The sequence below is a fragment of the Candidatus Nitrosocosmicus agrestis genome (genome assembly GCF_008389435.1).
Taxonomy (GTDB): domain Archaea; phylum Thermoproteota; class Nitrososphaeria; order Nitrososphaerales; family Nitrososphaeraceae; genus Nitrosocosmicus; species Nitrosocosmicus agrestis.
In genome coordinates this window covers 1-14,630 of the sequence record NZ_VUYS01000009.1, presented here as the reverse complement: position 1 = coordinate 14,630, position 14,630 = coordinate 1, and the positions used below count along the sequence as shown (strand labels likewise).

The following is a 14,630-nucleotide window of genomic DNA, read 5'->3' as shown; positions in this document are numbered from 1 at the left end:
ATGGACAGATTTGAAATTTCTAAAGAACTAGTACCAAAAGGCGACCAGCCTAGCGCAATTAAGGGTTTGGTAGAGGGTTTAAAGAACGGCAAGAACAAACAAGTACTTTTGGGAGTCACTGGCAGTGGTAAGACCTTTACGATTGCAAACGTAATCCAAAAAGTAAATAAAAATACACTTATCATTTCTCACAACAAAACTTTAGCAGCTCAGTTATATACAGAATTCAAGGAATTTTTTCCAAACAATAATGTTGGATACTTTGTTAGTTTTTATGATTATTACCAACCAGAGAGCTATATCCCTCAAAGTGATACTTATATAGAGAAAGATACTGAGATTAATTCAAGAATAGAACAATTCAGATTAGAGGCAACATCTATGTTACTTTCGGGAGAACCCACCATAATCGTTGCAACCGTATCATGCATATACTCTCTAGGTTCACCTCAAGAATGGAAAGATCAGTCAATTATATTAAGGAAAAAAATGATAGTCGACAGGAGAGACATAATAAAAAGATTACTCAAAATAAGATACGAACGTAACGACTTGGAATTTAAAAATGGAACCTTTAGTGTAAAGGGCGATCTCATAGAGATAATCCCAGGTTATTCAGACGAGCTTTTAAGGATAAGTTTATTTGCTAAAACCCTCGAAAAGATTACTATTCATGATAAGATAACAAAGAACTTTAAAAAGGAACTGGAATATATTACAATCTTTCCAGCAAAACATTATATCGTTGATGAAGAGAGTCATAAGCGAGCTATAAAATCGATTAAATCAGAACTTGCAGACTGGTTGGGTCATTTACCAACTGAATTGGAACGTCAAAGACTACTTTCGAGAACAAATTATGATCTAGAAATGTTATCTGAGTTAGGATATTGCAATGGTATTGAAAATTATTCAAGACATTTTGATGGGAGAGCTCCAGGGCAGCCTGCATATTGTTTATTAGATTTTTTTGGCGATGACTTTCTCCTTGTAATAGATGAATCACATGTAACATTACCTCAAGTCATGGGAATGTATAAAGGAGATTTTTCGAGAAAGAAAACATTAGTGGATTATGGATTCAGACTGCCTAGCGCATTTGACAACCGTCCACTAAAATTTGAGGAATTTGAAAAATATCTTCAGAATGTAATTTTTGTTTCTGCGACACCAGGAAGTTACGAAATAAAAAATAAAAATAACCTTGTAGAGCAATTGGTAAGACCCACAGGTCTAGTCGACCCTGAAATCGAAATCAAGAAAACAAATAATCAAATGCAAGATTTAATAGAGCAAATCAACAAGAGAGTATTAAATCAACAACGAACTCTCGTTACAACTTTGACTAAGAAAATGGCAGAGGATTTAGCTGAGTACCTTTCAAGGAACAAAATCAAAGTCAGGTATATACATTCAGAAATAAATGGCTTGGAAAGGACAGAATTGCTTCGAAAGTTACGGATTGGTGAGTTCGATGTTTTAGTAGGAATAAACCTATTAAGAGAAGGGCTAGACTTGCCCGAAGTATCTCTTGTTGCTATATTGGATGCCGATAAGGAAGGATTTTTACGTAATTATTCTAGCTTAATTCAGACCTTTGGGAGGGCTGCAAGAAATGTGGATGGTAAGGTTATTTTGTATTCAGACAAGATTACAAAATCCATCAAAGAGGCAATTACAGAAACAACGAGAAGACGTAAAAAACAAATAGAATATAATACGGCTCATAATATTGTCCCTACCAGTATCATTAAGTCTATTCCAGCGCAGAATTTGAACATTTCAAATACTATGGTAGACCTAAAAACCATGACACGTAATGATTTATTAGAGCTCGCTTTAAAATTAGAGGCTCAGATGAATGAATACGCAGATGAATTGGAATTTGAGAAGGCAATCGAATCCAGGGAAAACTTAAAAAGGATTAACGATATGTTATCAATAAAAGTAACAAGTTAGATTGAAATGGAAAATAGAATTATTATTAAAGGTGCAAGACAGCACAATTTAAAGAACATAAGCCTTGAAATTCCCAAAAATAAATTGGTGGTAATTACTGGGCTCTCAGGATCAGGAAAATCAACTCTGGCTTTTGATACTATTTTTGCAGAAGGACAGAGAAGATATGTTGAATCATTGTCAGCTTATGCAAGACAGTTTTTACAAACGATGGACAAACCAGATGTTGATACTATAGAAGGACTGTCTCCAGCAATAGCTATTCAACAGAAAACTACGAATAAGAATCCTCGTTCTACCGTAGGGACCATAACTGAAATATATGATTATTTAAGATTGTTATATTCGAAGATAGGAGTGCCCTATTGTCCAAAGTGCAATCGAGAAATTTCTTATCAATCACTTGATTCTATAGTTAACTCAATCCTTAGTACAAAAACGAATTTGATCGGAGAATTCATTTACATTTTGAGTCCTATAATAAAAGAACGTAAAGGAACTCATGAAAAATTACTTGAAGATATCAAGAGTGAAGGATATTACAGAATAAGACTTGATAAACAAATAGTAGATCTTAGTGAACTAAAAGATCTAAATCTAATTCCTGCAAAAGAGAAGCATTTGAGACATTCCATTGAAATTGTCGTAGACAGAATTTTTTCAGAAGACTTGACAGAGGAAAAAGATCGAATTTCTGAAGCTGTCCAAACAGCATTAAACAAGAGTAAAGGAGTTGTTCAAATACTAACTGGAGACAATGAATACATCTACTCTCAAAAGAATGCCTGCCCTGTGTGTAATATAAGTATTGGAGAGATGGAACCTAGATCATTTTCATTCAATTCACCATTCGGGGCCTGCCAGGCATGTCACGGACTAGGTATCGAAACAGAATTTGATCCAGATTTGATCATTCCTGATAAGAATTTGAGTATTTTGGAAGGAGCTATAAAACCATGGTCACAGGGACAATTTGCGAATTTCAGGGTTTCTATGCTAAAGGATGTAGGTAAACAGTTCGGTTTTAGTTTAAATACACCAATAAATAAGCTAAGCCACAAGCAAATTGAGACCATATTGTACGGAACTGATTCTAAAATACGGTACAACTATACTTCCAGATCAAGCGATAGTTCATGGGAATATTCAGGTAGATTTGAGGGAGTCATTCCAAACCTGCAGAGAGTATTCAACGAGACAGAATCAGACTCCAAAAGGGAAGAGATAAAAGAATTCATGATTGAAAAACCATGTGAATCTTGCAAGGGCAAAAGACTAAAAGAAGAAAGTCTAGCGGTCAAAATAAATGGTAAATCCATCATAGAAGTTTGTGATCTTTCTGTTGATAAAATTATCGAGTTCTTTGGTAATTTGTCATTGAATCAAACAGATATAACCATTTCAAAGCAGGTGTTAAAGGAAATAAACAGCAGATTAAAATTTTTGTCAAACGTAGGTTTGGATTATTTAAATTTGAATAGAAGTGCAGGAACACTATCAGGAGGTGAATCTCAGAGAATTCGACTTGCCACACAAATAGGCACAAATCTTACCGGAGTTTTATACGTACTTGATGAACCTACTATTGGTCTTCATCAGAAAGACAACAGTTTATTAATCAACACACTATTTCATCTCAGAAATTTAGGAAACACAGTAATTGTGGTAGAACATGACGAAGAAATCATAAAAAACGCAGACTGGATAATAGATATTGGTCCCAAAGCAGGGATCCATGGTGGACAGGTAGTTGCTGAAGGCCCATTAGAATGCATTGTGTCGAATCCAGGATCAATAACTGCAGGATTTTTAAATGGTAACGAAACCGCACACCAGCAATCAAATAGAAAGAATATTTCAGACAAATTCATCCGTGTAAATGATGCAAGTGAAAATAATCTAAAAAAAATTAATCCAAAATTTCCGATCGGAGCTATTACAGTAGTTACAGGTGTTTCTGGTTCAGGCAAATCTACCCTGGTAAATGACATTTTATTTAACTCTCTAAACAACTACTTTAATAAATCAAAACTCAGGGTAGGAAAAGTCAAGAGCATAGAAGGATTTGAATATATTGATAAAGTAATTGGTATCGATCAGTCCCCTATCGGAAGAACACCAAGATCCAACGCCATTACCTATGTCAATGCCTTTACGTATATTAGAGACATATTCTCAAAAACTCAAATTTCGAGAGAGAGAGGATATAAAATGGGCAGATTTTCTTTTAATATACATGGCGGCCGATGCGACGTCTGTGACGGAGCTGGAGTTAGAAAAATTGAGATGCAATTTCTGCCAGATGTTTACATAACTTGTGATCAATGTAATGGAAATAGATACAACGATGAAACGTTAGATGTAAAATACAAAGGTAAAAGTATTTCAGAGGTCCTTAATATGACGGTTGATGAAGCCCTGGAATTTTTCAAACATAATTTAGCTATAAAGAGAAAATTAGAACTATTGCAAGATGTAGGATTAGGTTACTTACATCTAGGTCAGCCAGCAACTACATTATCTGGCGGTGAAGCTCAAAGGATAAAGTTGGCTTCAGAACTCTCAAAAAAAGACTCTGGGAATACGCTGTATATTTTGGATGAACCTACTACAGGACTACATTTCTCAGATGTAAGAAAGTTGTTGAATATCTTATTTAGACTAAGAGATCTAGGAAATACAATCATAATCATAGAACATAATCTGGACGTAATATCTTCAGCAGACTGGATAGTCGATCTTGGACCAGAAGGCGGAATCAATGGCGGATATATTGTCGATATGGGATTGCCAGAAGAGATATCTAAAAATAAAAAAAGTTATACTGGAAAATTTTTAAAGGAAAAATTGGTATCTGCAGGTAAAGAGACTGAAATAATTACAAGTTGAAGGAATGATAAATACTGATCCAGTCATGGGTTTGGATTCAATTCTTTTCAGTAGGGATATTTGTGGATACTGATGATACAGCATAAAATGATAGACATTCTTAATAATTTATCAGATTTTCCCTATCCTCAAAAACCTGGGGTATATATGATGCAAGATTCCAAAGGCAAAGTAATTTACATTGGAAAAGCAAAAAACCTCAGAAAAAGGGTAAAGAGTTACTTCATCGATAGATCTTCAAATAGAGACAATCAGCATTGGAAAACAAGCATTCTGATATCAAAAGTCAAACACATAGATTATATTATTACAGACAATGAAATTGAAGCTTTTTTACTCGAATCAAACCTAATAAAAAAATATAGACCGATTTATAATATAGAGCTTAAGGATCAGCAAAAATATACGTATTTAAGAATTACAAATGAGAAATTTCCAAGACTAAATGTTGCAAGGAGGAATAGAAAGGGCGACCTATCAAATGAATCAGGTGAAATCATAGGCCCTTTTGTCAAAGGAAGTTCCAGATATTTAACGGTAGGGCTGTTAAGGAAAATGTTCAAGATTAGGATATGTAATACTCTTCCAAAGAAAGAGTGTTTAGAATATCATATTGGAAATTGTGATGCGCCTTGTATTAACAAAGTCAGCTCTGAAGAATACAAGGCAAATGTGGAATCATTAAAGAGTATATTGAAGAACAACAATAACTTGAATGAATTTTGCCAAAAATTAGAAGTAGAGATGAGAGAATCCTCAAAGAACAAAGAGTTTGAACGAGCAATTTATTTTCGTGACACTATTCATAGACTCCAGAATTTGCTAGAGAATCAGAAAATTGAAAGTAATGTATATGAAAGATCTTTAGAAGAGTACATGGGATTCTATTCAGATAAATTAAATGGAATGGTACATGTCATGACCCTTCTAAGTAGGAATGGCGTTATCAGCGATATGAAAAGGTATCAATTTGATCTCATTGGAGATAACTCAATTTCGAGCTTTATAAGTCAATATTATATATCTAATCCAGAAATCCCCAGAACTGTTTTTACTAATATTGAAATTGCTGATGCTCCAAAACTAGAAGAAATCATTTTAGACATTACTAACACCAATATCAGAATAATCACACTACAAAATCAAAATGAGAATGAAGTTTCCCATGATTCAGACTATATAACAAAGAAAACAAAAATAATGCGGCTTTTACTTACAAATTTAAAGAACTATATAGAAAAAGGTCATGAACCAGCGCTTGACGACTTGGTTCAAATACTGAAACTTAATAGACTTCCTTACATTATAGATTGTTTTGATATATCAAATTTCGGAGATGATTATGCAGTGGGTGCCTGTACTAGATTTGTTAATGGAAAACCAAAAAAAAGCGAATATATGAAATTCAAAGTAAAAAAAGTAAATCAACAAAATGATTATTCAATGATGGACGAGTTGATAAAGAGAAGATATGGAAGAGTGCATCTGTATAAAAGTCACAACAGTAATCAGCCTGAATTTAGAGAGAATCCTGATCTAATACTAATAGATGGAGGAAGAGGTCACTTAAACACTGCACTTAGGGCACTTGAAGAGTTAGGTTTCAAAGAAACGGATTGCATATCTATCGCTAAAGAAAATGAAGAAATATTCACGAAATTTGCAGCCGACCCGATAATCATTCCACGTGATCAAAAGGCAATCAAGATACTTCAACATATAAGAGACGAATCACATAGATTTGGGTTAAGATATAACAGAAAATTAAGAAACGAAATTTTCAAATAGTATATGAAATATATAACGTTTAGATAGTGTAATTATTCTAAATCTAAAATAAAGGAACCAAAAACAGATATGCGAATAGATACCAAAATTTTATCAAACTTCCCGAAAATACCAGGAGTGGTTATTGCAGGAACAAGTAGTGGGGTCGGGAAAACAACTATCTCATTGGGGATTATATACGGACTATTATCAAGAGGGTATACTGTTCAACCTTTCAAAATTGGACCAGATTATATTGACCCCTCATATCATAACGTAATTTCAAAAAGAAAATCAAGGAATTTGGATATTTGGTTGATGGATAAACAAGGTCTGATCGAATCATATATTAAAAATAGTATTGATACAGATTTTACAGTTTTAGAGGGTGTAATGGGGCTTTATGATGGGCTCAATGGAAAGAACAATTTTGCTAGTACGGCTCATATTTCTAAAATTCTAGGCTTACCAATAATCCTTATAATAGACGCGAAAAAGGCTGCTAGATCTTTAGCAGCTGTAATATTAGGGTTCTTAAAATTTGAACCAAAAATTAGAATCATAGGAATTATTATCAATAATTTGTCAAGTGCAAGACATTTAAAATATATTAAAGAAGCAATTAATACCAAAATTAAGTTACCAATTTTAGGATCTATTTTTAGAAATCCCTATAGTAGTTATGTGGAGAGACATTTAGGACTGATACCTAGTTTAGAATTGGATAGATATAACAAACAAAAAATCATCAACGACGCACGTAAAATTTCAGGAGATTTGAATCTAGATGAGATAATTCAATTAGCACAAATGCATTCACAATTTGCAAAATCAAACCTATCAAATAATATACTGCAAAATAAGGAATTGAGGAAGAATTTTACTAGTAGTCAAACTAAATCTAAAGTTAAAATATTGGTTGCTTTGGATAAATCTTTTAATTTTTACTACCAGGATACCTTAGACGACCTTGCTGGGCAGACGAGTATCCAATTCTTTAGTCCGATCGATGATAAAGAAATTCCCCATGACTGTAGCGGAATAATATTAGGTGGAGGGTTTCCTGAAGTAATTGCAGATAAATTAGAGGAAAATGCTCACCTTCGTAAAAAAATTTTTAATCTAATGGAAGATGGAATGCCAGTTCACGCAGAATGTGGAGGATTGATGTATTTAACCAAATCAATTTCAGGATTTAGAGATTCTAAAAAAAAATATAGAATGGTAGGTTTTTTTGATGCAGAAACCAAAATGACAGGAAAGTTGACACTTGGATATACAGAAGGATTAATTTCCCAACAGCATCCATTTTTTAAAGGAGTTAAAAATGTTAAAGGTCACGAGTTTCACTATTCGCATGTAACTGTCAACAGTAACGATTCAAAAATGTTGTATGATTTAAAAAGAGGGAATGGTATTAATGATGGAAAGGATGGCTTATATGAAAAAAACTGCTTGGCTTCTTATATGCACAGCTTTATTTCAAGAAAAAGATCAGAGAATTTTGTTAAATGTTGTATTAAATATTCAAAATCATAAAATTATTGTTCTCTCATAGCAATATCATTATATAGTTATTGGTACTTTTTGGAAATATACAACAACATCAGAGAGTTAATTATTGACGACGCCGCAGAACTACCACCTTTCCTACCAATATTTGTAATATATGGTGAATCAATTTTTGATAATTCTTCTTTAGATTCCACCGCCGAAACGAAACCAACCGGTATCCCAATTACAAGAAATGGATTGATCTTTTTTGCCTTCATCATGGAAATTACTTCGTACAAAGCGGTTGGAGCATTTCCAATAATAACAATCCCCTGATCAATCTTTTCAGATGAGGCCTGCATTGCAAGTTCAGAACGAGTTTTATCAGATGTTTTTGCCATATCCTTTAATCGAGGCTCATTAATCAAACAGACTCCCTCTAACCCTAACTTTGACAAAGATTGTTTGTTTAGTCCGTGTAAGACCATTTCAACATCTGTTACGATGTAGCATCCCCTTTCAAAAGCTTTAAACGCAGAATCAATGGAACGTTTATGAAATAAAATTTTATTAGATCTGGCAAAATCAAAATCAGCGGTTGCATGAATAACACGTCTTACTATAGTCCATTCATTTTCGGAGTAATCATGATTACCTATTTCAGATTCAATAATGTCAAAACTTTGCTTTTCTATGTTAAAGGCACGATTTGACATATCCCTCGAAATTGGATTACCTATATGATATTTTTTTTGCGAGTCAGGATTAGAATAATCCACTTTTCATTTCAGCCTCCTTTGCCAAATAGATAACGAGGTCCACAATTGAATCATTCACTCCAATATGAGAGGATATATAGATATCTCTTTGTCCATAATTTTCCCTTGCCTTTTCTAGGTCGACCAAAATATCTCTTTGTATGTGTATACCTTTATGCAAGAAATAAGGAACCACAATAATATAGTCAGGATCTAGTGAAACACAATTTTTATATCCTTCGTTTATATCAGGGGGTTCGAGTTCTAAAAAGCAATATCTAACATTGGGATAAATCGCTTCTAAGCTTTTAACAGTATATATAAAAGCATCTCTGGCTCGCCTATCACTGCTTCCATGTCCAATCAGTAATAAACAAATATTCTTAGTTGGATCAATTTTTTTATCTTTTAACAAGTATTGTAAACGATCTATAACAATTTTTGGGATTGTTGGCTGATAAGACAGTGGCTTTGTTACCACCATCCTAATTTTTTCTTCAGAAATTATAGCAGCTGTTTTTGTTACAGCATCTTTAAGTTTCATACCAGGGTATAAAAAGTAAGGAACTATGGTAATCGAATCAGCACCTTTTTCAATGCAAGTTTTTATTCCTTGGTCTATAAAGGGAGGTACAACTTCCAAAAAGCAATATTCAACTATAGCATAATCAGACACTTTCTTGATGATATTACATGTTTCTAATAATTCTTCACGGACCTCATTCATTTTACTACCTCGATCTATAATCAACAAGGCTTTCTTCACTCAAAATTCCCCCCGGCTAATGGCTACAGTCAAATCGGGTGGAAATTTATTTTTAGGTACAACCAATTTACCCTTTGACGCTGCAATTGATGAAGCTTCGGAAACACTCGCCGTTCCCTCATATTTGCCTACTATTTCAGATGGATTAGGTACTTGAATTTTATCCAAGTCGTTTTTGGAGTATAATTGCAACTGTATATCAAACTTCTGACAAAATTCATCCAAACCTCTAACGCGTTTACCCTTGTCTAAAGACGTTACTGCTTTAATACTCTTAAAACTCAACTTATTTTCCTCCAAGACCTTTGTAACACCATTAATAATAGTTTCAGATGAAGTATTCCAATGAAGACCTATACCCACGTAAAGGGATTTTGGTCGATAAACTACCGATTTCTTTAGTAATTCAAGGTTTTCAACCATGCGATCAGTCACTATTAGAGCTCCTTTATATTCGTCAGACAATAGGTCTTTGAGATTATTTGTCAGCTTTATATTTTTAGGAAGAGCATCATCTTTCCACCATTTTCTTTCACCTGTATCCTGATAGAAACCTATAGTATCCTCATTAACCATCATTGCGCTCACTTTTGTCACATTGTCAAAATTATCGATAGTCCAACCAAAAGTCTTGCCCAGTAGGTCGACAGGTATAGTATTGTTTACATCAGCAGCTGTAGTTACAACTGGGATAGAATTTAACAATTCAGATATTTTTAGAGTTAATTCATTTGCACCTCCCAAATGTCCTGATAATGTACTGATAACAAACTTTGCGGCATCATCAATCACTACCACTGCGGGATCTGTCTTTTTATCTTTAATATGAGGAGAAATTAATCTGATTACTGCTCCAAGAGAAAAAATGCAAATTAATGAATTATGACTTTTAAAAATTGTTCCGATCTTATCGGTAACGGATTCCGAAAAAAAAATTAATGTAGGATCTGAATTATCAAATTTTTTTGGCACATAGATATGAGATCCTTTAATGGTGTTTTTGATTCGTTTAGCGATATCAATACCTTTTCTCGTTATAGCTATTATAGCAATTTTATCTGGTTCAAGAAAGTCATTCATTAAGTAGATTTCACCTAGATTATTACATCTCTTTAAATCATATTTATAATATGGTTTTGCATTCAATGGATTTCAAGGCCGTAAGGTCTACTATAACAGAGTTTGCAATAATACTCTAAAATTAGCTAAAAGATTATTGTTTTAGATTTTTAAATACTAATCAGAATAAAAAATTTCAAAGTAAATTCACCAACAGAATAAATACTAACGAGGGAAACGACCAACAATTTTACCATCAAAATCAAACATTATAACTTCGATACGCATTTCTTTCTTTGAATAATTCTCCAATTGCCTAACAGCTTCACGGCAAATACGATCGTAAAATCCTACTAGTCGGTTTGATTCAATTATTTCAGAAACATGTCTTGCAGTATTTGCATCTAATATCAATTTCACTACTTCTTCATTTGCACCAGAATCTTTTGCTAATTTGGCCATAAAATCCATGCTAACATGTGATCCTCTGACATGAGTTTGTTTCACACCCATAGCAATTTTTGTTAATTTACCTATAAATCCGCCAATAAATACTTTCGTTACCCCTTTATCATGGCATTGTTTTATACTGTAACCAGCAAAATCACCCATTTGTACATAACAATGATCCGGGTATATTTCACCAAAAAGAGCTTTTGAAAAATCTTCGCTCCTTCCACCAGTTGTCAAAATAAAGGTATCAGCTTTTAGTGCTATCCCAACATCTAGACTCTGCCTAATGGCAGCAGCAAAGGATGCAGTTGAATAAGGCAATACAATTCCAGTTGTACCTAGGATCGATATTCCACCTAGTATGCCTAGCCGCGGGTTATCAGTTTTTTTTGCTAAAGTATGACCGTTAGGTACAGAGATGGTTATGTTTAAGCCAGAAGTGTTCAATGGATAGGCAACCTGAGTCAAAAGTTCTTTTACAGATTCCCTTATCATTTTCATAGGTACGGGATTAATCGCAGCATCACCTATCTTAAGGCCCAAACCAGGTTTGGTAACCCTCCCAACACCCAAACCACCATCAACAGATACCTTTCCGGCATCGGAAGTAAGTTGAACCGTAGAACATATTTCAGCACCATGGGTAACATCTGGATCGTCACCACCGTCCTTTATTACGGCAGATGTTGCAGAAGTTTCAGACTGCTTAGTCCAGGCAACAGGTAAATTCACCACCTGTCCTTTTGGAAGAGTAACTGTAACTTTATCCAATGATTTTTTAGAGATTAAAGCATATAATGCCGCTTTTGTGGCAGCTGACGCAGAGGTCCCAGTTGTGTATCCAGTACGGAGTTGGCCTTTTGATTTCTTTTCGCTAATCTCTTTTGGAAGATCCTGTTCGCCTTCAGCGATGGACAAATCATCAATGAATGTGTTATTGGACCTGCTCAATAAAATTCATCAATAATAATAAATTCAATTTTTACAAAAAAAGTTTTAGGTAAGGCTATCAGATATTTCCCAAGGAGTCTACTTTGTCTGTCTGCTCCCACTTAAAGTCGGGATCCCGTCTGCCAAAATGCCCATATGCAGAAGTTTTCTTATATATTGGTCTTTTAAGATCTAATGTTTTTATTATGCCGGCCGGACTAGTATCAAAAATTTCCCTTACCTTAGCCTCAATCTTTTCTTCAGGTACTTTAGCAGTTCTGAAAGTGTCTACCATTATAGAAACGGGTTTGGCAACACCAATTGCATAAGCTATTTGAACTTCGCACTTGGTAGCTAAATCAGCGGCAACAATATTCTTCGAAATATACCTGGCCATATAACATGCAGATCTATCGACCTTTGTAGGATCTTTACCAGAAAAGGCCCCACCACCATGTCTACCCATACCTCCATAAGTATCTGCAATTATTTTTCTTCCAGTTAGACCAGTATCGCCTGGTGGTCCTCCTATTACAAATCGCCCAGTTGGGTTTACAAATACTTTGGTCTCAGGAGTGATCCACTCCTCGCATACAGGGGAAATTACTATTTTCTTTAAATCCTCTGTTAATTGATCTTGTGAAATTTCAGGAGAATGCTGAGTTGATAAAACTATGGTATCAATTGCTTTTGGCTGATTATCCTCATATATTACTGAAACCTGAGATTTACCATCCGGTCTAACCCAATCTAACTCTTTTTTCTTCCTAACTTGTGAAAGACGCATAGACAAATTATGCGCCAAAGTAATAGGTAATGGCATAAGTTCTGAAGTTTCGTTTATTGCAAATCCAAACATCAATCCCTGATCACCTGCGCCTTGTTCCCGTTCGTGATTTGAAGTCACACCAATAGAAATATCAGGACTTTGTTCGTGTAAAGAAACCAGCACAGAGCAGGTGCTACCATCAAAACCATATTCAGGTTTATCATATCCAATATCTATTATCTCATTTCGCACAATGTCTTGTATGTCTAATTTGTTTTTAGATGTAACTTCACCTGCAACTATAACAACTCCCGTGGTGGTCATGGTTTCTACCGCTACTCTCGAGTCAGGATCTAGTTTTAAGAATTCATCTAGTATTGAGTCTGAAATTCTATCACAAATTTTATCTGGATGACCCTCGGTAACGCTTTCAGAAGTGAATATAAATTTTCTTGGTTCCATAATAATCGTCTATTGAGGAAGTTGATATATCATCTAGAATTCTTTTTCTAATTTAATGAAAAGTACATTATTTCCTCTGATAACGACCTTGCCGTAATTAGCTAACAAATCAGATCCATCAAATTCTTCGGCATCAACCAATATGAGGTTCATATATGAATCCACATTAGACATTTTGCCTCTATATTCGATTTCGCTTTTTAACCTTACAGCAACTTTTCTATTTAAAGAACGCTGTAATACATTCAATGGTCTTTTAGTAGGTTGTTGTGAAGAAGATGCTGCCATTTCGTTAATCAATTGTGAAAGGACCCTAGGCTACAATAAAAAGCTTCCCCTAAAGAGATTTCATCATATTTTTATTTCTGAAAGTCATAGGCATTATAACGACAGATATTCATAAGCTTGCTGATTTAATGACTGAGTTTACCACCACAGGTGCTTTAGTGGAATTTGCTGGAGGTAGACAATCAGGAAAAACCTTGCTATTGCATATCATGTGCTCAATAAACTCATTGAAGAATACAAAGACTTGTTATGTAGATAATGTGGGTAGGTTTGATCCCGAATTTATTTTTAAATACTTGGAAGGCACCCAAACTTTAAAGAACAATGAGATTTATGCGAAAATGAAACTTGTTTCTCATGCAAGGGCTTATGAAGTTGGTGATTTATTTTCAATTATCAAGAAATTATGGATTATGGATTATGCTTGCGTGGTAATTGATGATCTATTAACTTATTATTCTTATCGACAAGATAGAAATGCAAAGGAAGAGATCAGAAACATCATCAGAGAGATCGCTTTATTAGCACTCTGTAAAAGAGTTTGTATAATATTTACTAACCCCTTTCTCGTGGACTCTAACAATAAATTTGCCTCAAGGTCTACTACACATGAATTGCGATTCAACGACATTGTCAGATATATTCATTTTAAGGCAATCATCAGTAAGGGAATGCATAATATGCTTGAATGTGAATTTGTTTATCCAGCGAAATTAGAAAATATGAAATTGATTTTATTTCCAAGAGCAAGTAAAAAATATAGGATTTAAACCCTACTAGAAAATATTCTAGTAAAATGTAATAGATTTAAAAAATGATAGAATCATAAGAAATCATTATTTATTCTATTCAGGTATTTGAAAGAAGAAACTAAAAGAATGTTTAATTATAATTATAAAAACAACTACGACAAGGTAGTTATTATTGGCCTTGGTCAGCTTGGGCTTCCAGTTGCGAAATATGTCAAAGAACATGGCTTTGATACTTATGGTTATGATATCAATCAAAAGGCCATGCAATCAGCTGAAACCAACTA

Annotated in this window: 12 protein-coding genes; 6 read left to right on the top strand and 6 right to left on the bottom strand. The window is 34.1% G+C overall.

The window, feature by feature from the left end:
* From uvrB to F1Z66_RS07180, 4 genes are all read left to right on the top strand, one after another.
* Positions 1-1,959, top strand: a complete 1,959-nt coding sequence (gene uvrB / locus F1Z66_RS07195; protein ID WP_149862933.1) for an excinuclease ABC subunit UvrB — start codon at positions 1-3, stop codon at positions 1,957-1,959.
* A gap of 6 nt (positions 1,960-1,965) precedes the next feature.
* On the top strand, positions 1,966-4,848 hold the full coding sequence (gene uvrA, locus F1Z66_RS07190; RefSeq protein ID WP_149862932.1) for an excinuclease ABC subunit UvrA: 2,883 nt from the start codon (positions 1,966-1,968) through the stop codon (positions 4,846-4,848).
* Between the two features lie 72 nt (positions 4,849-4,920).
* On the top strand, positions 4,921-6,636 hold the full coding sequence (gene uvrC / locus F1Z66_RS07185) for an excinuclease ABC subunit UvrC (RefSeq protein ID WP_230207485.1): 1,716 nt from the start codon (positions 4,921-4,923) through the stop codon (positions 6,634-6,636).
* A 69-nt stretch (positions 6,637-6,705) separates the two neighbouring features.
* Complete coding sequence (locus tag F1Z66_RS07180; protein ID WP_149862931.1) at positions 6,706-8,154, top strand: cobyrinate a,c-diamide synthase; 1,449 nt, start codon at positions 6,706-6,708, stop codon at positions 8,152-8,154.
* Positions 8,155-8,189: 35 nt separating this feature from the next.
* Here F1Z66_RS07180 and F1Z66_RS07175 read toward each other — a convergent pair whose 3' ends face one another.
* From F1Z66_RS07175 to F1Z66_RS07150, 6 genes are all read right to left on the bottom strand, one after another.
* Positions 8,190-8,888: a precorrin-8X methylmutase gene (locus F1Z66_RS07175; protein ID WP_230207484.1), complete on the bottom strand. Its 699-nt coding sequence runs from the start codon at positions 8,886-8,888 to the stop codon at positions 8,190-8,192.
* The gene (locus tag F1Z66_RS07170) at positions 8,875-9,633 is read right to left on the bottom strand and encodes a sirohydrochlorin chelatase (RefSeq protein WP_159357343.1); all 759 of its coding nucleotides are present in this window, start codon (positions 9,631-9,633) and stop codon (positions 8,875-8,877) included. Before F1Z66_RS07170 ends, F1Z66_RS07175 begins: the two co-directional genes overlap by 14 nt.
* The gene (locus F1Z66_RS07165) at positions 9,634-10,713 is read right to left on the bottom strand and encodes a cobalt-precorrin 5A hydrolase (RefSeq protein WP_149862929.1); all 1,080 of its coding nucleotides are present in this window, start codon (positions 10,711-10,713) and stop codon (positions 9,634-9,636) included.
* A gap of 204 nt (positions 10,714-10,917) precedes the next feature.
* Entirely contained in the window at positions 10,918-12,096 is a 1,179-nt protein-coding gene (locus tag F1Z66_RS07160; RefSeq protein WP_230207483.1) for a cobalt-precorrin-5B (C(1))-methyltransferase, read from the bottom strand.
* 58 nt (positions 12,097-12,154) lie between these two features.
* Positions 12,155-13,306 carry a methionine adenosyltransferase gene (gene metK, locus F1Z66_RS07155; protein WP_149862928.1) on the bottom strand — a complete coding sequence of 384 codons (1,152 nt, stop codon included), beginning with the start codon at positions 13,304-13,306 and terminating at the stop codon, positions 12,155-12,157.
* Positions 13,307-13,339: 33 nt separating this feature from the next.
* On the bottom strand, positions 13,340-13,606 hold the full coding sequence (locus F1Z66_RS07150; RefSeq protein ID WP_201448517.1) for an LSM domain-containing protein: 267 nt from the start codon (positions 13,604-13,606) through the stop codon (positions 13,340-13,342).
* 50 nt (positions 13,607-13,656) lie between these two features.
* On the opposite strand from F1Z66_RS07150, the gene F1Z66_RS07145 reads away from it, so the two are divergent.
* On the top strand, positions 13,657-14,364 hold the full coding sequence (locus tag F1Z66_RS07145; protein ID WP_320410717.1) for a hypothetical protein: 708 nt from the start codon (positions 13,657-13,659) through the stop codon (positions 14,362-14,364).
* A 108-nt stretch (positions 14,365-14,472) separates the two neighbouring features.
* Positions 14,473-14,630, top strand: a 158-nt coding sequence (locus F1Z66_RS16425) for an NAD(P)-binding domain-containing protein (protein ID WP_438502941.1), incomplete at its 3' end; no start/stop codon positions are given.

Coding starts and splice junctions, on each gene's coding strand:
- F1Z66_RS07165 (WP_149862929.1), bottom strand. CDS start 10,713: ATGAATGACTTTCTTGAACCAGATAAAATTGCTATAATAGCTATAACG.
- metK (WP_149862928.1), bottom strand. CDS start 13,306: ATGGAACCAAGAAAATTTATATTCACTTCTGAAAGCGTTACCGAGGGT.
- F1Z66_RS07180 (WP_149862931.1), top strand. CDS start 6,706: ATGCGAATAGATACCAAAATTTTATCAAACTTCCCGAAAATACCAGGA.
- uvrA (WP_149862932.1), top strand. CDS start 1,966: ATGGAAAATAGAATTATTATTAAAGGTGCAAGACAGCACAATTTAAAG.
- uvrB (WP_149862933.1), top strand. CDS start 1: ATGGACAGATTTGAAATTTCTAAAGAACTAGTACCAAAAGGCGACCAG.
- uvrC (WP_230207485.1), top strand. CDS start 4,921: ATGATACAGCATAAAATGATAGACATTCTTAATAATTTATCAGATTTT.